Raw genomic sequence first — 18,931 nt, forward strand, 5'->3', positions numbered from 1 at the left:
GAGCGATTTCAGTGGCGCAGGAAGAAGTGCAGTACAACCATTATGGAATGCCAACCTACGATACGCGCAATCTGGTCATACGCGACGACATTATGGGAAAAGCCAAAGAATTGGCTGATATGCTCGGAACGAGTGAGGAAGTTAGACAGTTTCAACAGGCTGAAACCAAAATTCGGGATCATGAGCGTATCCAGCAGTTGATTGCAACGATTAAGAAAAAACAAAAAGAGATTGTTGCTTTTGAAAGCTTCAAAAATGTGGAGATGGTCAGCAAAATTGAACAGGAAATTGAAGATCTGCAAAGCGAACTGGACAGTATTCCATTGGTTACGGAATTCCAGCAGAGCCAGAGCGACATCAACTACTTGCTTCAACTAGTGATCTCTGTAATCCGGGATACGGTTTCTGAAAAAGTAAACGTGGAGGCTGGAACGGATTCACCTCCGACCAGTTGCGGTTAAATGACGGAAGGGTGCGGACGCTGTCCGCGCCTTTTTTGACATTACATAACCGTTAACGTGGAGTGGCTATCGCCAAGTACTCGGAATATAATTCCAAGCAAAGCTCCACGCTGTGGGGTTATTTTGTGTGGCGCGGCTGATTTTTAATGATAAAGGCACATGACATCAAGAGAGCTTGATACGTACAGTGAATAAAGGAGAAATGAATAATGAGTATTTTGGACAAAATGGTGGAAGACGGAGACGGACGATTCTGGGGATTTCTAGGTTGTCGTTATATTAAAGGAGACGGCAAAGAAGTACAGATCGCGTTGACAGCAGGCGAACATCATACCAACTCCATGGGGATTATTCATGGGGGTGTATTAACTTCACTGATGGATCAGGCGATGGGTATGGTTGCAACAGCAGCAATGGAAGTGGACGGCTGTGTGACAACAAATCTGAACGTACATTTTCTCGCACCAATGAAACAAGGGGAATTAACGGTGACAGCTACGGTGCTGCATCAAGCAGGACGCAGTGTTACGACTCAATCTGAGGTTCGTGATGCATCGGGCACGTTGGGATGTATGGCTACGGCGACATTCCGCATAGCACGCCCGAGAACGTAACGCATGAATCCTGCGGTTGACAAAAGATATTATTATGTCATAATGAAATTATCAAAATGAAAATAGTCGGTGGTGCCCATGAGCGAAAACTACGAACACTTCAATGCAGAGAGCGACGAACAAGCAGCACGTGCTTATAGTTCCCAAAAATATCGTACCCCCGATGGTGTTCCTGCGGATATCGTTATGTTCACCTTAACCAAGCGGGAGCGCAAGACGGTGACGAAGACACTTCCCATTCGGGAACTGAAAGTGATGCTGATCAAGCGCAAAGGCTGGCCTTTTGCAGGCAGATGGGCATTACCCGGTGGATTTTGTCAGGAGAATGAATCCATCTACGGTGCAGCGAAGCGTGAGTTGATGGAAGAGACAGGTGTAGACGGTGGACATCTGGAATACTTGAATGTATACAGTCAGCCGGGTCGTGACCCGAGGGGCTGGATTATCTCACACGCATTTTTCGCGCTTGTAGAAGAATGGATGCTGGATCAACGCCAAGCGGCAGATGATGCTGAGGATGTTGGGTTGTTCACGATTCAGGAGGCGCTGCAAGAACTGGAACTGGCCTTTGATCACAGAACAATCATTGAAGATGCTTATCGACGTATTCAACAGCAGATGCTGGAAACGACGATTGCTCGTCAGTTCCTGCCACGTGATTTTACATTAAGTGAATTATATCAGGTTATTCAAAGTGTTGTACCGGATTTTGAAGAACCAAACTTCATTCGCAAGATTACGTCTACCCGCAGCCGTAAAGGCATTGTGGAAGAAGTAAGAGATGAAGAGGGGAACCTGGTGAGTTCCAACCAGTACTCGCAGCGTCCGGCGCAGTTATATCGTTTTACAGAACTCGTACCACGCCTGTCCATCTACACGTAATAAGGTGTAGATGTGTCAATCTGATTGAATCAGGATCAACCATTTCTGGGCTAAGGGAGTGTTGACGATGAAAGCACTGATTGTCATTGATTTTACGAAGGATTTTGTGACAGGTTCTTTGCCTGTAGGTCAGCCAGCAGTAGAGATCGAAGAGACGATTGCAGCTGTAACCGAGGCCTACTGTAAGAACAAACATGAGGTAATCATGGCTGTGGATCTACACGAAGAAAATGATCCTTATCACCCGGAGACTGTACTTTTCCCACCTCATAACATCAGAAATACGGAGGGAAGACAGTTATATGGTCGTCTTGCCCGAGTGATGGAAGAACGGAAAACAGATATACAGTGGATGGATAAGACCAGATATAGTGCATTCTGTGGGACCGATCTGGAACTCAGACTGCGTGCACGTGGTATTACGGATGTTGCACTGATTGGGGTATGCACGGATATTTGCATATTGCATACCGCAGTGGACGCTTACAATAAAGGTTTTCATATTACGGTATACGAAGATGCCGTTGCCAGCTTCAATCCGGCAGGGCATGAGTGGGCACTTGGACATTTTCGTTCCAGCCTGGGTGCTTCGGTGGTTAAGGCGAACGAGACAGTCTTGGCTTAATTTACTCCATAGTCATGTTTGGTTGACCTCATGTTAGGAACCGGATGAATGTGGTGAATGGTGTATAGAGTTTTTTACGGGAGACTTGTTTGTTTAATACGGATGAACAGAATCATGAAGAATAAGTCTCCATATGTTAACCCGTGTTCACAGTTCAAATCTGGGGGCACGAGCGGAAGTCAGAGAGGATGAGACAAATGCAGACAACTAGCCTGGCTTTACATACGGATAAATATCAGATCAATATGATGTACGCCCATTGGGTGAATGGTACTCACAAGCGGAAGGCGGTATTTGAAGCCTATTTCCGTAAGCTTCCTTTTGGCAACGGATATGCGGTATTTGCCGGATTGGAACGTATTGTGAACTATATCAGCCAGCTTCGGTTCACGATGGACGACATCAAATTTTTATCCAAACAAGAGGAAAATTACGATCCGGTCTTTCTGGAAGAGTTGCTCCAGTTTTCATTTCAGGGGACAATTCATTCCATGAAGGAGGGTGCAATTGTTTTCCCTGACGAACCGCTCATTCGGGTAGAAGGCTCCATTATGGAGACACAATTGGTGGAGACGGCGATACTTAACTTCATGAATTATCAGACGTTGATTGCAACCAAGGCTTCGCGGATCAAACAGGTAGCGCAGCAGGATACGTTGCTCGAATTCGGCACCCGGCGTGCGCAGGAAGCGGATGCTGCCATCTGGGGCGCACGTGCCTCGTATGTAGCAGGCTTCGATGCAACGTCTAATATGCTGGCCGGAGAGCGCTTCGGAATCCCAACAGCAGGTACTCATGCCCATTCCTGGGTACAGAGCTTTATGAGCGAACAGGAGGCGTTTGACGTGTATGCCAAAGTGTTGCCTGATCAGGTTACGCTGCTGGTTGATACCTTTGACACATTGAACAGTGGAGTACCTCACGCCATCAAGACAGCCAAGAAGTTGGAGAGCCAAGGCAAAAAGATGAATGCCATTCGTCTCGACAGTGGTGACCTAGCGTACTTGTCGATTCAGGCACGTCAGATGTTGGATGAGGCTGGCTTGGATTATGTGAAAATTGTTGCATCTAATGATTTGGATGAAAACACGATTTTCAACCTAAAGGCTCAAGGAGCACGGATTGATACATGGGGTGTTGGTACACAGTTGATTACCGCTTCTGACCAGCCATCTTTGGGTGGAGTGTACAAATTGGTGGAGCGTGAAGTGGACGGTGCCATGCTGCCTACGATCAAAATATCTGCCAATCCTGAAAAGGTGTCCACTCCAGGTAAAAAGGAAGTGTTCCGGATCATTGATCCGAAACATGGCAAAGCGATTGCAGATTATATCTGCTATCCAGAGGAAGAGCAGCCGCTACAGGGCGGACCGCTCAAGCTGTTCAACCCGCTACACCCTTATCTGAAAAAGACGGTTACCCGCTACGAAGCGGTGAATATGCTGGAGCCAATCTTTGTGAATGGACGTAAAGTGTATGAACTGCCTAATTTGGATGAGATTCGGGCGTACCACCGGGAACAGATGAACCTCTTCTGGCCTGAATACCAACGGAAGCTCAACCCGGAGATCTACCGTGTGAACATCAGCCCTGCGGCATGGAATATGAAGCAGAAGCTCATTGCGGAACATGTGAAATCCACAGAGGAATAATTCACACATAAGAATTACAGAGAGGCATAACCAGTGAGGTATACTGGCTTATGCCTTTTTGATGCCTATAAAATGTATACGTTCTTAGCGGAGTTGAACAATTCGATGATCGCAAGAAGTAATTTCAGCTATACGCGTTCTGTCTTCTGTGAAAGTACGTCGACAGTTGATAGACGTTATTCTATATGATCCCGATGAGGTGGACCAGTGATGTAAGAAATCTCATGGACAGACTGCCATGGTAACAGGCTATACTGGAAATAGTCATGCCCAATTCAAGAGGTTGTAGGGGAAAAGTAGTAATTATTTCTCGGGAAAGCGCAGGAGCCGCCAAATTCTGCATCGCATTGTTTCAATCCCGTAGCTGTAGGGGATGAAAGTAAGAGGAGGTGCAGACATGAGATGGATATTAGGACTGGTCTGGATCGCTTTTATTGCCTATGCATTGTTGTTGGCACCGGGGCAGTCACCTGGAAGTGATCCGATATTCAAAGAACTGATTACAATGCAAAGCAAAGAGCCCTGGTTACTTACGGTATTTTCGTGGTTAGGTATTTTCCCGGCAGTTTATGCCTGTATGCTGTTAAGAACATCTGTGAAAGAACGAGGTGGCCGTGTACCGGCTTGGCCTTTTGTTATACTTTCTTTCGGATTGGGTGCTTTTACCCTTCTTCCCTATTATGCATGGTCATCATCCGCAAATAGAGCTTCGGGTTACGCAAACTTACATTTTGGTCGTCAGCGGGAGTCGGGAATTGGACGGGTAGCAGCCCACAAGCTGACGCATGTAGTCCTTCTGCTGTTAACGCTGGGGGCAGCATTCTATGCCGTGACGCAAGGTCATCCGGATGTATATATGGAAGCATTCAATCAATCTGCCTTTGTACATATCATGACGATTGATTTTGTACTGCTGACCTTACTTTCCATGATTGCGATATACAGGGATACTAAAGTGAGTCGACGTTCAGCAGCTTGGACCGCGGCAGGCATCATCCCTATTGTGGGTCCACTAATCTATCTGTTGACGCTCAGGAGAGACAGAGTTTGATCATCAATATTTGAAGAATTCCATAGGTAAACGGAGCCGTTAAGCCTGAATGCGAACAATTCATGTGCTTAATGGAAAAATATATAAAATCCAAAAGAGGAGTGGCTATAGATGATAAACCATTTTAACGCATATGTGGTCCGTAAAGAAGAACAGGGCGGAGTGAAAGCTGCTATAGAGCAATTGAAGAAGGAAGATCTGCCAAATGGAGATGTAACGGTACAGGTGCAGTATTCCAGTGTCAATTATAAAGACGGACTCGCTACCCTTGACAAAGGCGGTGTCGTTCGTGAGTACCCGATGGTACCGGGAATTGATCTGGCAGGAACGGTAGAGGAGTCGGTCAGTGGACGTTTTGCACCAGGAGATCGGGTTATCAGTACAGGATTTGAACCTGGCGTATCCCATTACGGAGGGTACAGCGAGTATGCTCGTCTGCGCAGTGAATGGCTGGTGCCTCTGCCACCAGGTCTCAATGAGAAAGAAGCCATGGCAATTGGAACTGCAGGTTTTACGGCTGCACTTTCGGTAGATGCGCTGTTACAGGCTGGAGTGACACCGGAGATGGGCAAGATTCTGGTTACGGGTGCAACGGGTGGTGTTGGCAGTATGGCAGTTGCCATTCTGGCGAAACTTGGTTTTGAAGTAACAGCCAGCACAGGCAAGAAGGATCAGGAGGAGTCATTGCTCCGAAACTTGGGCGCCTCAGAGGTTATTACTCGTGAAGAAGCTGATGCTCCAGCTAAAGGAGCCATGGGGAAACAGCTATGGGCGGGAGTTGTTGATCCAACAGGAGGACCGGCTCTTGCGGAGCGATTGAAACAGATTCAATACGGAGGTGCGGTAGCGGTATCCGGGTTAACTGGAGGCACAGCTTTTGAATCCACGGTACTTCCGTTTATTTTGCGTGGCATCCAGCTTGTTGGTATAGACTCTGTATATTGTCCGATGGAACGTCGGGAACGATTGTGGAAACTGCTCGGCGGAGAATGGAAACCAGAGCGCGCGCTGGAACTGGGAATCCGGGAGATCTCTCTAGATCAATTGCCTCTTACGCTGGAGACGATACTCCAAGGTGGTGCAGTGGGTCGTACGGTGGTCAATACAATATCAGATCTGCCATCCGCATAAGATTCTAAGTCCTTAGACATGCTAATTCTACCTGATTGGGTCACAGCACACGTGGCTGGAAAGGAAGGATTGGCATGTGGTTTGCTAGAAAAGGGCGAAGTCTGGTTGGAAAAACAATGAAGTCGGTACTTGTAAGTGGTGTGTTGATCACGAGTGTCTGGTCCCTGGCGGCTTGTTCGGCATCATCCATTGAGCAGGAGCGGAAGGTCTACACGCGCGAAGCGACGGATGAAGGAAATGTGCGGGCACAGAGTCAAGGACACGGATTAAACGGTGAATTGGTGAGTGAGATCAGTAAGAGTTTTGAAGCAAAAGGCATTCAACTTATGAATAACATGTCTGCCGATGACGACCATGGCGGGATCTCTTATATGTATTTGTTGAATGGAAGTGGCAGACACATCGTGAAAGTCCATATTTTCAGTGATGCGACAACCCGGGCGGCCAGCATGAAACAAATGTATAGTGAGAATCGTGATGAGGCTGTCTTGGAGAATGCGCTTGGCCGGACAACGATTCGTAGCAAAGGGTACGTCTCACTCGTATATACAGCTTCCGGTGGAGAAAAGGACAAGTATGAACAGGATGTTATGCAGGTGTTCCAACATGTGTTGGGGCAACTAAGGTAAGAGAAGATGGGAGCACAGAAAACTTTCAATCCTTACCGTACAGCTAAAAAATAAACCCGAAAAACCCGTCTGATCTTTCAGACGGGTTTATATATTTCACGCATCACATGCCGCAGCTCGGGCAAAATGAGTTTTTCCATGGCCAATTTGACGGCTCCTTTGGAACCCGGCATGGAGAATACGGCTGTTCGTCCAATCGTTCCAGCGACGGCTCTGCTCAGGATGGCAGCGGAACCGATATCTTCGGTGTAACTGAGAAAACGGAAGATCTCACCAAAGCCCGGGAGTTCCTTGTCGAGTAATGAGGATACTGCTTCATAAGTTGTATCTCGGGGTGCAATCCCTGTTCCGCCGCTAAGTAACACGGCTTCAATATCATCACGAACAGCTGCATCTTGCAGGATGCTTCGAATGTTCTCCGTCTCATCTGGTGTGATGATGTATTCAACAATCTGATAACCCGCTTCATTCAAAAGCTGGTGTATGAGCTGGCCACTGGTATCGGTGTCTTTAGTTCGTGTGTCAGACACTGTAACAATCATGCACGATACCGTGTCAGGGGCTTCCTGGCGATGTTGTTCCACTGAATTAGTCATGAAACTTCCTCCTTCAATCAACATGTCCTCATAGCATAGACCATCCGTTAGAATCAGGCAATGTACTGGGGAAGAGTTGAACGTTATTGCACAACGAATGCGGGATGGTGTACACTCGCTAGATATAGATAGACTAGGTTACAAGAAGGACAATCAGAGAGGTGTATACGCATGAATGAAACGATTATAAAAGAACAATCCATACCTGTATATATACTGTCAGGTTTTTTGGGGAGTGGAAAAACAACACTGCTTGTTCAGTTGATTGAACATTGGCAACAGCAGGGTTTGCGCCCCGCAGTGGTTATGAATGAGTTAGGCGATGTCAATCTGGATGGTCAGATTGTGGATTCCACCGTTCCGATGACAGAGATGTTAGGCGGCTGCATCTGTTGTACCGTACGTGGTGACTTGGGATTGCAACTTGCCGATCTCGTTCAGGAGGAATCCCCTGATGTGATCATCATTGAAGCAACCGGTGCGGCGAATCCAATGGAGATTCTGGATGCAGTAACTGAGACTTCACTTTACATGCGATTGGAACTGAAAAGTCTCATTACGGTTGTGGATGCAGCACATCTATCTGGTCTGTATCAGGAGCAGAAGGGGCAGACCTTCAAGCTAATGCAGGAGCAGATTCGTTGTGCGTCTGTGCTTCTCTTGAATAAAACGGATCGGGTGAGTGCACAGGAACTGCAAGATCTGGAGCAGCTTTTGGCAAAATGGAATGGTTTCGCACCTGTAATCCCTACGGTCAAATGTGAGGTGGAGATGGATCTGTTGCTTCGCAGCGGGGCAGACGTGCACGTACGTGATTCAGCTTCTGAAGCAGGCAAGCCGGCTCACCAAGAGCATCATGTGCATACGGAAACCTGTGGTACACATGGCTGCAATCATGGACATGAGCATACAGATTATACAGTCCAAGGCGATGCTACGAATACTGACGCATCTCATAGCTATAGTCATGACCACGGTCACGAGCATTCTGCTCCTCATGCCTCACACGAACATGTTATGGTGTATACGCATTATTTCAGTCATCCGGTGAACAGTGAGGCGTTTGAACAATTTGTATCTGCTTTGCCACGGGATGTGTATCGAGCAAAAGGCATCTTATCGTTTAGTGACACGGCGAGCCGTTTCTGGTTCCAGTATGCCTACCGTGAATCGGATTACATGAAGATCACACCTCAGGGAGAGGTCCCTAATGTTGCTGTGTTTATAGGTGAACATTTTGACCAAACTGTCATTCGTGACCAATTACTGGAATTGGAAGCGATAAAGTAGGTTAGATGATTCAATATTCCTCCGAACTGGGTATTAAGATGCATAGCAAACTTTGCCTGGGAGGTAACTTTAAATGACACAACAACAATATCAACAATGTATCGATGCTTGCCTGGAGTGCATGAATGCATGCAACGTATGTTACATATCGAGTCTGAAAGAATATGATCTGGCGATGCTGCGTGATTGCATTCGTTTGAATCGGGAATGTGCGGAGATCTGCAGTTTTGCTGCACAAGCGATGACGCGTGGAAGTGATTTCATTGCTGAAATATGCGAATTGTGTGTGAAAGCTTGTGAAGCTTGCGCCGCTGAGTGTGGCAAACACCACCATGATCACTGCCAAGCATGTGCAGAGGCTTGCCGCAGATGTGCAGAAGCTTGCCGGTTGATGGCAGCAGTAGCGTAAATATTATTTCACTGGAATATATAATTAAACCGATAATGACCGTTGTCCCCTAAGGGAAGGCAGTGAACACAAGCATCTGAGACGATGTGCCTATGTGTTGCCTTTCAGTAGGGGATTTTTAATGTAGGTTGCCAAGTCTGATCGTGGTATGTATAATGATGGCAATGAATTGAAACGAAGAATATCAATGATCGGGAGAGTAGCCAGATCCATACATGACAGCGAGCCGGAAGAGGTGGAAGCCGGTATGACATGACCTGAGTGAACCGCACCCGTGAGATGGTTATCCGAAAAGATGTACGTATCCCGATTGGGATAGGCCATATCTGTCTGAGGGTAATCCGGCTTGCGACCGTTATACGCATCGAGCGGAACAGGTTCTACTGGTATGCATGTTGATGCATATTAAGAGTAAGCTGTTCACCTAGAGTGGTACCGCGGGAACTGTTAAGTCAGCTCTCGTCTCTTATTTAGAGACGAGAGCTTTTTTTGTGTTTATTTTCAGCCAATAATGAATGGATAAGGAGTGTTTGACATGTTGATGAAGCAGGCTGCGGCCGATATTGCCCCTTTAACGGGATTGAATGAACAAGAGGTTCTGAGATTACTGGAAGTCCCACCACAGGCGGAGATGGGTGATGCAGCATTCCCTTGTTTTGCATTAGCGAAGTCATTAAAGAAAGCACCGGCAGTCATTGCAACTGAGCTCGCAACGGGATTGCAGGCATCTGGAATTGAAGCGACTCCCGCCGGGCCGTATGTAAATATCCGTTTTAATCGGGAGAAGCTCGCGCCGAATCTGCTGAAAGAACTGGGGAATGCGGCATTTGGTAAGCTTCAGCTTGGTCAAGGTTCACGTGTTGTAATTGATATGTCTTCCCCTAACATCGCAAAACCCTTCGGAATTGGACATTTGCGTTCTACTGTAATCGGTGCAGCACTGTATCGGCTGTATAACGAAGCGGGTTATACCTCCGTAAGTGTGAATCACTTGGGAGACTGGGGAACCCAGTTTGGCAAGCAGATCGCAGCGTACAAACGGTGGGGCAATGATGAAGCGTTGCAGGCAGACCCGATCCGTACGTCCCTGGAACTGTATGTGCGCTTCCACGATGAGGCGGAGAACGATCCTTCTCTGGAGATTGAGGCACGCGACTGGTTCCGCAAGCTGGAGCAAGGGGATGATGAAGCACAGCGGTTATGGGCGTTCTTTGTGGAAGTGAGCATGAAGGAATTCAACCGGATGTATGAACGTCTGAATGTACAGTTCGACCATACGCTGGGAGAAAGCTTTTACAATGACAAGATGGGTGCAGTGGTTGAAGAACTGAAGGCAAAAGGTTTACTTGAAGAGAGTGATGGAGCACTCGTGGTACGTCTGGAAGATGAGAACATGCCTCCGTGCCTGATTATCAAAAAAGATGGAACAACAATCTATCCTACTCGGGATTTGGCTACGGCAGTCTATCGTCATGAGGTGATGAAGGCAGATCGGTTGTTATACGTGGTCGGAGGCGAGCAGAAGTTACATTTCCGTCAGGTATTTGCGGTCCTATCCCGGATGGGTCATGAATGGTCTGCGAAGTGTGAACATATCCCGTTTGGATTAATGCGTTTTGAGGGACGGAAAATGTCTACCCGCCGCGGTAAAGTCGTCTTTTTGCAGGAAGTGTTGGATGAGGCAGTCGCTCGTGCTTTGCAGATTATTCAGGAGAAAAACCCGAATCTGGAGAACCCTCAGAAGGTGGCTGAGGCTGTTGGTGTAGGTGCCATTGTCTTCGGTGATCTGCGTAATAATCGGTTAAACGATGTGGACTTCTCCTTGGAGGATGCGGTGAGTTTTGAAGGAGAGACCGGACCTTATGTGCAGTATACCCATGCCAGGATTCAAAGTGTGCTTGCCAAGGCAGAAGAGGCGATCCGCGTGGAAAATGAAAACCCTTTGACTAAACCCAACCTTGCGGAAGGTGAGAATAACACAGTAACCACTCTATCCCCTATCGGAGATACCTCATGGGCATTGCTGAAACTGCTTGGTGATTATCCCGAGTATTTGGAAAAAGCGATTCATCGGAATGAGCCTTCGGTCATTGCCAAATATACTATAGATGTCGCTCAAGCATTCAACCGTTTCTATCACGCAGAACGGATTGCGGATGCGTCATCTGATGTAAGATCCTTCCGAGTGGCATTGGCCAAACGGACTGCCGAACGCCTCGCGTACAGTTTACATTTGCTAGGTGTGCAAGCTCCAGAGCGGATGTGATCCCAGGTGATATGGAGTAAACGTGGACTTTTCAAGAAAGCCAATCAAGATGTACCAGACTCATTAGGTCGAGGTATGTTGCTTCAACGAGTGAGCAAGCGATTAGGTAATGCTCAAGTACTTGATGAAATTAATCTGGAAGTGAAGCAGGGAGAATGTGCTGTACTTATTGGCAGAAACGGTTCTGGCAAAAGTACGTTGCTACGTATGTTGGCAGGTATTTTGTTACCCGATACAGGATCGATCCAGCGCACAATGAAGGGTTCTGATGGGTATGCAGTAGATGGCCTGCCACGTTTACCCTTTACTTCTGGAGAGTACTTGTGGGACATGGGACGGATTCGGGGCATTCGCCCCGAAATACTGCGTGGGCGGATTAGAGAACTTAGTGAACTTTTATATCTCGATACCGCGATCGATCAGAAGTTACCCTTATTATCCACGGGCACATTGCAAAAAGTAAATTTGATTCAGGCCTTGTTACCTGGACCGGGTGGTCTTTTGTTGCTGGATGAACCTTTATCAGGCTTGGATATTCCAGCTCAAGAGGCAGTGGTATCCTTATTGGGACAATGGAAGGATGAAGGGACATCCATCGTTACAGCTTGTCATGAACCGTTGCTAATTGAACGTTTGGCAGACCATGTGATTGTGTTGAAAAAAGGCAGCGTGCTCCGCTACTGGAGTCGTGAAGATATACTTCAAGCTGGCGAACCCGTTGTACGTATTCAAAGTCTGACGAAAGCTGGAGAGGATCTGGTTAACGATCTATCCGATATACAACAACCGGGAGTACTGTCTTTAGTTCGTAATACAAGCTCGGAGAAATCCAATTCCTGGTTGTGGGATTGGAAAGTGGTTCAACAATCAACAGATGATGTCCTCAGAATGATTCTGGCATCCGGAGGTTCGGTTGTGTCTGTACAACAGGAAGAAAGTCAATTACATATGGAAAGTCTGCTGGAAGGACAACATCCAGCTGTACATGCGAGTCGTAGAGGTGTCACAGAATCTGTGGACTTAAGCTCTTCCATGGATGATGCGGGGGGAGAAGCCAAATGATCTATCTGACCCGATATTTGTTAAGGCATCACATTCGCTCACAGAAATATTTTGCACCGGTTATCTTTTATATCATCGCCATGCTGCTGATCTATTCCTACAAACCCAACCCTATTGCGGACAGTTACAGTGTCACGGCTATGCTGTTATTTGTGGCAGCTGCTTGGCTCGGAGTAATGGTGATGAATACCGAACCTGCTAAGCAGTATCAATTACTTGTCCTTCATACAGGAAGCAGGCGTAAGGTGGTAACAAGTCAACTCATCTGTGCCTGGATAATGCAATTCATGCTCACCGTAATCACTGTGCTGTATCCCGTGTTCGCGGGAATGTTCGAGAAACAACCTACAGGTGAGGAGTGGATGATGACTTGGTTAGGACATCTGGGGTTATCGTTGCTGGGATTGGGCATCAGTGTATTTTTTCAAAAATCGTACATTCCCTTGCTTAGTCGAAGTATGCCTGCTCTCATTATTGTATTATTACTATCGTTTATCCAAGGTTCCTTAAGTGAACGTTTGCCTGAATCGTTAGAATGGCTTGGCCGCATTCTTCCGCCAGCTTTTTATCTGGTTCGTGAGATGATGTTATTTGATGAATCAAAGATGGATTCTTTTGTTTCGGTTATGCTGTGGACTGTGCTCTATGCATCGGTGTTACTCATCATCCATGTGTGGCTGTCCAGAAGAAGAGATCTGCGGAGTTAGAAGACGCGCTTCCCGATAACTTGAATGTTGCTCTTGGTTTGGTTAGGATAGAGGGACATGGAATGGTTAACATTGTACGGTTGAAGGGGGCGCTCGCATATGCAAAATACAGATATCCAGAATGGTGACATGCTGGACAGCGAACACTCCAGGGAATTGTTTGCCTATTACGGATTGGCAGTGTACTACGGGCAGGCGCTTGAACAGCAGCTGGTCAATCTGATTTTATTAATGAAAATGTCTCAGGGCAAAGCCGTGTCTGAAGAGGATCTGGAAGATCTGTACGAACGAAAGATGAGCAGTTCACTGGGACAGCTCATTCACGAAGTGCGCCATCATTTTACATTCTCCGAGGAAGAGACTCTTCAATTGAATGAGTTATGGCAGCAACGTAACCGTATCGTACATCACTACTTCAAGGAACGAATCCATGAGACATTCAGTCCGGAAGGACGATCACGTATGATTAAGGAATTGGAGGATTTCAAAGACCGTGCACAGGAGTTGGAGATCCGTCTTCAGCAATATACGGGTGCCTGGATCGCAGAGCTTGGTCTGGATGCCGAATCCGCAGCAGCTCTGCAAACGCTGGAGCGTATGCATACCGAGAGTATGCAAGCAAGGGCTTTGGAAGAGGATGAATGACAAGCAAACGGATAACGAAACGCTGGATATTAATGACGGCTCTGGCTGTAGTATTGGTTGGAATCCTGTGGACTGTGGTTACAGCAATCCGTATATCTGCATATACGGATGAGGATTCATCCAGGATATCGGACGCAGCAATCATTCTGGGCGCAGCCGTGGCGGGGGATAACCCTTCACCTGTATTTCGCGAACGTATTGAACACGGGATTGAGTTATACCGTCAGGGTACCGTTCGTAATCTGCTTTTCACAGGTGGATCAGGTGATAATGGAGAACATACGGAAGCTGAAGTGGGTCAGAAGTATGCCATCACACATGGAGTAGATCCTGCGGACATTCGCATAGAGACCAAATCCAGAATTACCGAGGAGAATCTGGTCAATTCAATTCCAATTGGTGAACAGGCCGGTTATCAAACCTATACAATTGTGAGTGATCCGTTACATATGAAACGGGCCATGAAGCTGGCTGCCGGACTGGGTATGGATGCCGTACCCTCTCCGACACGAACAACGGCTTATCGAACCTGGCGCAGCAAGTTTCCTTTTCTCGCAAGAGAGACCGTGATGTACATGGGATATACGATCAAAGGATGGATAGACAATCCGCAGCAGCCATGAGGTTGCACGCGGATTGTTTTTTGTCTGGACGAAATAAACAGTATCGGAACCTGAATCCCGATGAAAATACAAAAAACCGATCTACACCGCAAACCCTGAGGTAGCTGTGTAGATCGGTTTTTGTTTTGCCGTCGAGTACATCATTTTTGATTGATTACTTAAAAGAGCGTTCTGTTTTACTCTGTTATGCATTGCCTCCGGCAAAGGAGGTTGAGGTTGGAATGATCTCACCCGACGGATTCCCGCTGGTTGCACTCGCTGCTGCTTGCGCACCTTGTTGAAGCTGATACATCTTATAATAGCGGCCTTTAAGCTCCATCAGTTCATCATGTGCACCTTGCTCAACGATACGCCCGCGATGCAGAACCAGAATTTGATCTGCCGAACGAATGGTGGACAGACGGTGAGCAATGATGAAGGTGGTACGTCCTTTTTTGAGGACTTCGAGTGCGTTCTGAATTAATGCTTCCGTTTCCGTATCAATATTGGCAGTCGCTTCATCCAAAATGAGGATGGCCGGATCAAACGCCAGTGCCCGAGCAAAGGAGATCAACTGACGCTGTCCAGCAGACAATGTGCTTCCTTTTTCGATGACAGGTTCGTCAAAGCCTTGAGGCAAATGAGCCAGTATACGTTCAGCACCTACATCACGCAGCGCCTGTTCAATTCGTTCACGGGAGATCTTCTCATCGCCGAGACTGACGTTGGAAGCAATGGTGCCTGTGAACAGATACGGGTCCTGCAATACAATCCCCATATGCTCGCGAATCCACTGTTTAGGCAGATCTTTGACGTTCTGACCGTCAATCGTGATCTTGCCTTTTTGCGGATCATAGAACCGGAATAGCAGGTTGATGATTGAGCTTTTACCTGAACCGGTGTGACCGACCAGAGCGACCGTCTGACCTTGGGATGCTTTGAATGAGATATTGTTAAGCACGTAATCTTTTTTATAGGCAAAGGATACATCGTCGAAGACAACATTCCCTTTGTATCTTGGCATAGAGCCATCGGTCACAGCTTCTCCCTTTTCATCCATCAGCTCAAAGACGCGACCAGCAGATACGAGGGAGGAGTCCAGGTTGGCGAGTTGATTCACCATACCGGTGATTGGCTGGAACAAGCGACCCAGAACATCTACGAAGGCATATAGAACACCCAGGGAGATAATACTTGTGCCATCCAACACACTGGAACCGAAGTACCACAGGACCACCGCAAAGGCGATATTCCGTAATACGTTAACCAAGTTGTGTGAGGTGAAGGCATTCAGGTTAAGCATTTTGTTCTGGTGTTTCATATAGTCATCATTCAGATCTTCGAATTCCTGTTTGGTTTGTTTCTGATGGCGGAATACGCGGATAATGGACATCCCCTGAATGGACTCGTTAATGATTGCATTGATCTCACTCAGTCGGGATCGAATGATCGTGTTGTAGCGAGTGGCGAATTTGCGATAGAGCACAATCCATGTAATGAGCATCGGCACAACGAATAATGAGATTAGACCCAGGCGAACATCAAGCAGGAAGAGTGCGACATACACACCTGTAATCGTGATGATTCCTGAGAAAAAGTTCGAAAGAACGGCAACGAACAGATCCTTGACGGCTTCTGTGTCGTTTGTGACCCGAGATACAACTTTACCTGCGGGCAGGTTATCAAAAAAGTGCACCGGCAGTCGCTGAATATGGGCATACACATCGTTACGCAATCTTTGAATGACCTTGTTGGCCGAGGATTGCAGCCAGAAAGTTTTACCAAACTCCATAATGACCGAGATCACGAGGAAGATCATGTAATACACAATTAATTGATAGATGCTGGGCATCTCCGGTTTGTAAAAAGCAAACAGTTCACCAGCGGACAGGGGTGTTGCCGCATATTGGCCTGTTACCTCACCTGCGCGTGTAACCGTGAGGGTTCCATCCGTATATGTGCGGTCCCCGTCAGGTGCGCTTACCGATTCGTTTACAAAATAAAAACTTCTGCCGGCTTGTAATACCCGCACTTCGGAACCTTTGTTTTCATCCGGTTCGAACAAGCCTTCGCGTTTGTAGTTCTTACCGTTGTAGACTGCGGCTTCATCTGAAGCTGTTGTCTCATAGAAAGGCTGCTCAATCGCGAGCAAGTGATTGTCGATCATGGATTTGGCGATAAACGGCCCGGCAAGCTCGGCCGCAACACCAATGGTAAGCATAATTAATGCAGCGATAAATGTTCCTTTGGCTTTCAAGGCGTAATCAAGCAGCCTTTTGCCTGTATTAGACTTCAATGAATTGACCTCCTACGTGGACAGATTGGACTCGACCTGTTGCCGTTCATACTGTTCACGGTACCAGCCGTTCATGGCTAACAATTCCTGGTGAGTGCCTTCTTCCGTAATTTTCCCGTGCTCCAGTACGATGATTCGGTCAGCATGTTCAATAGCAGACAGGCGATGAGTCGAGATCAGCGTGGTTTTGCCCGAGCGTTTGTTGCGTATATTTTCAATGATTTTGGCTTCAGTACGTGCATCGACCGCAGATAAGGCATCATCGAGGATCAGAATATCAGGATTAGCAATAAAGGCACGCGCCAGCGATACCCGCTGTTTCTGTCCACCGGACAGAGAGATTCCTTTTTCACCAACGAGTGTATCCAGTCCATCGGATAAGGTTCCCAGATCCCCGTCAAAAGCGGCGGTACGAATGGCTTCCATGATGACTTCATCACTGGCCCCAGGTTGACCAAATTGAATGTTTTGACGAACTGATTTGGAGAACAGAACTTGTTCCTGTGGTACGTACCCAATCCAGCTGTGCAAGTCATCTTTGGCGATATCCTGAATCGGATGACCCGAGATGCTTAATGTGCCCGAACCGGCAGGGTATTCGTGAAGCAGTTGTTTGAGCAAAGTAGACTTACCGCTACCCGTACGACCCACAACACCCAATGTTTGACCCCGTCGCAGCGAAAAGCTGATGTGGCTGAGGTTGTCGACAGTGGAACTTGGGTAACGGAATGTAACATCCTGCATCGCAATTTCTTCCGGATTCGTAACGTGAGCAGGTTGCTCCACATCTTGTACGGCAGGTTCTACCGATAAAGTCTCGTTGACCCGATCAAGCGAAGCGCTACCACGTTGCATCAGGTTAATTAATTCACCGATGGCAAACATGGGCCAGATCATCATCCCCAGGTACATGTTAAACGATACGAGATCCCCCAGGGTAATTTCATTATGAAATACAAGATATATGCCGTAGGCAAGTGCAATCACATAACTGAGTCCAACGAAGAGGCGGATGGTGGGTTCAAATAGGGCATCCATTCTGGCAACAGCCAGGTTTTTGCGATACACATCCTCGGTCACGTCGGCGAACCGTTTCTCGTCCAGACGTTCCTGCACATAAGCACGCACGACACGGATTCCGGCGATGGATTCCAGGACCTGGTCGTTCATATCTCCGAATGCATCCTGTGCTAGGGTGTAACGTTGATGTACAGCTTTACCATAGATCATCATGGCAATGGCGATAAAAGGTAATGGCAGGATTGCCGCCAAGGTCAGTTTCCAACTGACCAGGAAACCCATGGCGAACAATACGGTGGCCAGAAAGGCTGTAGAGTCTGTTAAGGTCAGCATGCCGAAGCCTGCTGTAGTGGCAATGGAACGAAGATCATTGGTGGCCCGAGCCATCAAATCTCCTGTTCTGTTTTTCTCAAAAAAGGGAGGAGTCATCCGTAACAAGTGGTCCATAAAGCGTGAACGAAGCAGCCGCTCCACCAGATTGGCACCACCAAACAGTTTGTGCATCCAAACGTATGTAACCAGATAGATAATGATGACCGTTCCCAGAATAAGCAAAATATAACGCGTAAGTGAGGTGCCGGTAATGGAACCGCGCACAATCTCGTCGATGGCATTACCAAGAAGACGAGGAGGCAGCAGTTCGGCAATGCCCACCAGAATAAGCAAAATGACACCGGTTAGGTATCGTTTGCGTTCCAGCCGGAAGAACCAGGCCAGGTTTTTAAGTACAGAGAACAAGTGTTATCCCTTCCTTTCGATGTCCGAGAAATGCAAATTCCGTTCATGAATGCCGAAATGTACCCACAAAAAAAGACATACCGCACGCAGGCGGTATGTCTTCATATAATCATACGGCAGCATGGCTCAGAGAACAGAGCCGTCACCATATATAAGTTCGATTGTGAGTATACATCACAGAGGTTCTAATGAAAGATCGCCTGTCATGCCGACTTATGAACGGAATAATGATTTCGGGTGTGCTCCGGTATTTAG

At 47.3% G+C, this 18,931-nt stretch carries 18 protein-coding genes; 15 read left to right on the plus strand and 3 right to left on the minus strand.

The window, feature by feature from the left end; translation table 11 throughout:
• The first annotated feature begins 11 nt into the window (after nt 1-11).
• From MHI55_RS12370 to MHI55_RS12405, 8 genes are all read left to right on the plus strand, one after another.
• Nucleotides 12-461: a YlbF family regulator gene (locus MHI55_RS12370; protein WP_036609251.1), complete on the plus strand. Its 450-nt coding sequence runs from the start codon at nt 12-14 to the stop codon at nt 459-461.
• A 209-nt stretch (nt 462-670) separates the two neighbouring features.
• Nucleotides 671-1,075 (plus strand): PaaI family thioesterase, encoded by a 405-nt coding sequence (locus MHI55_RS12375; RefSeq protein WP_036609249.1) that lies wholly within the window; start codon nt 671-673, stop codon nt 1,073-1,075.
• A gap of 78 nt (nt 1,076-1,153) precedes the next feature.
• On the plus strand, nt 1,154-1,957 hold the full coding sequence (locus tag MHI55_RS12380) for an NUDIX domain-containing protein (protein ID WP_036609248.1): 804 nt from the start codon (nt 1,154-1,156) through the stop codon (nt 1,955-1,957).
• A gap of 67 nt (nt 1,958-2,024) precedes the next feature.
• Nucleotides 2,025-2,582, plus strand: a complete 558-nt coding sequence (locus tag MHI55_RS12385) for an isochorismatase family cysteine hydrolase (protein ID WP_340390128.1) — start codon at nt 2,025-2,027, stop codon at nt 2,580-2,582.
• Nucleotides 2,583-2,779: 197 nt separating this feature from the next.
• Nucleotides 2,780-4,234 carry a nicotinate phosphoribosyltransferase gene (locus MHI55_RS12390; RefSeq protein WP_036609243.1) on the plus strand — a complete coding sequence of 485 codons (1,455 nt, stop codon included), beginning with the start codon at nt 2,780-2,782 and terminating at the stop codon, nt 4,232-4,234.
• A 397-nt stretch (nt 4,235-4,631) separates the two neighbouring features.
• Nucleotides 4,632-5,285 carry a hypothetical protein gene (locus tag MHI55_RS12395; RefSeq protein ID WP_036670421.1) on the plus strand — a complete coding sequence of 218 codons (654 nt, stop codon included), beginning with the start codon at nt 4,632-4,634 and terminating at the stop codon, nt 5,283-5,285.
• Nucleotides 5,286-5,396: 111 nt separating this feature from the next.
• Nucleotides 5,397-6,416: an acryloyl-CoA reductase gene (locus MHI55_RS12400; RefSeq protein WP_036670422.1), complete on the plus strand. Its 1,020-nt coding sequence runs from the start codon at nt 5,397-5,399 to the stop codon at nt 6,414-6,416.
• Between the two features lie 74 nt (nt 6,417-6,490).
• Entirely contained in the window at nt 6,491-7,045 is a 555-nt protein-coding gene (locus tag MHI55_RS12405) for a hypothetical protein (protein WP_076249791.1), read from the plus strand.
• A gap of 77 nt (nt 7,046-7,122) precedes the next feature.
• On the opposite strand, the gene MHI55_RS12410 is transcribed toward MHI55_RS12405, so the two are convergent.
• Complete coding sequence (locus MHI55_RS12410) at nt 7,123-7,641, minus strand: MogA/MoaB family molybdenum cofactor biosynthesis protein (protein ID WP_340390130.1); 519 nt, start codon at nt 7,639-7,641, stop codon at nt 7,123-7,125.
• A gap of 171 nt (nt 7,642-7,812) precedes the next feature.
• On the opposite strand from MHI55_RS12410, the gene MHI55_RS12415 reads away from it, so the two are divergent.
• From MHI55_RS12415 to MHI55_RS12445, 7 genes are all read left to right on the plus strand, one after another.
• Nucleotides 7,813-8,931, plus strand: coding sequence for a GTP-binding protein (locus MHI55_RS12415; RefSeq protein ID WP_340390132.1), 1,119 nt, complete (start codon nt 7,813-7,815; stop codon nt 8,929-8,931).
• Nucleotides 8,932-9,004: 73 nt separating this feature from the next.
• Entirely contained in the window at nt 9,005-9,340 is a 336-nt protein-coding gene (locus MHI55_RS12420; RefSeq protein WP_036609230.1) for a four-helix bundle copper-binding protein, read from the plus strand.
• A 535-nt stretch (nt 9,341-9,875) separates the two neighbouring features.
• On the plus strand, nt 9,876-11,606 hold the full coding sequence (gene argS, locus MHI55_RS12425; RefSeq protein ID WP_340390134.1) for an arginine--tRNA ligase: 1,731 nt from the start codon (nt 9,876-9,878) through the stop codon (nt 11,604-11,606).
• Between the two features lie 6 nt (nt 11,607-11,612).
• Nucleotides 11,613-12,668, plus strand: a complete 1,056-nt coding sequence (locus MHI55_RS12430; protein WP_340390136.1) for an ATP-binding cassette domain-containing protein — start codon at nt 11,613-11,615, stop codon at nt 12,666-12,668.
• Nucleotides 12,665-13,375: a hypothetical protein gene (locus MHI55_RS12435; protein WP_340390138.1), complete on the plus strand. Its 711-nt coding sequence runs from the start codon at nt 12,665-12,667 to the stop codon at nt 13,373-13,375. Before MHI55_RS12430 ends, MHI55_RS12435 begins: the two co-directional genes overlap by 4 nt.
• Before the next feature lie 99 nt (nt 13,376-13,474).
• Nucleotides 13,475-14,020 (plus strand): hypothetical protein, encoded by a 546-nt coding sequence (locus MHI55_RS12440; RefSeq protein ID WP_051447120.1) that lies wholly within the window; start codon nt 13,475-13,477, stop codon nt 14,018-14,020.
• Complete coding sequence (locus MHI55_RS12445) at nt 14,017-14,643, plus strand: YdcF family protein (RefSeq protein WP_340390140.1); 627 nt, start codon at nt 14,017-14,019, stop codon at nt 14,641-14,643. Before MHI55_RS12440 ends, MHI55_RS12445 begins: the two co-directional genes overlap by 4 nt.
• A 184-nt stretch (nt 14,644-14,827) precedes the next feature.
• Here the strand turns inward: MHI55_RS12445 and MHI55_RS12450 are convergent, their stop codons facing one another.
• Nucleotides 14,828-16,918, minus strand: a complete 2,091-nt coding sequence (locus MHI55_RS12450; RefSeq protein WP_340390142.1) for an ABC transporter ATP-binding protein — start codon at nt 16,916-16,918, stop codon at nt 14,828-14,830.
• A gap of 12 nt (nt 16,919-16,930) precedes the next feature.
• Nucleotides 16,931-18,676, minus strand: coding sequence for an ABC transporter transmembrane domain-containing protein (locus MHI55_RS12455; RefSeq protein ID WP_036609220.1), 1,746 nt, complete (start codon nt 18,674-18,676; stop codon nt 16,931-16,933).
• Nucleotides 18,677-18,931: the final 255 nt, after the last annotated feature.

Source organism: Paenibacillus sp. FSL E2-0151, from assembly GCF_037993015.1.
Classification (GTDB): Bacteria; Bacillota; Bacilli; order Paenibacillales; family Paenibacillaceae; genus Paenibacillus; species Paenibacillus amylolyticus.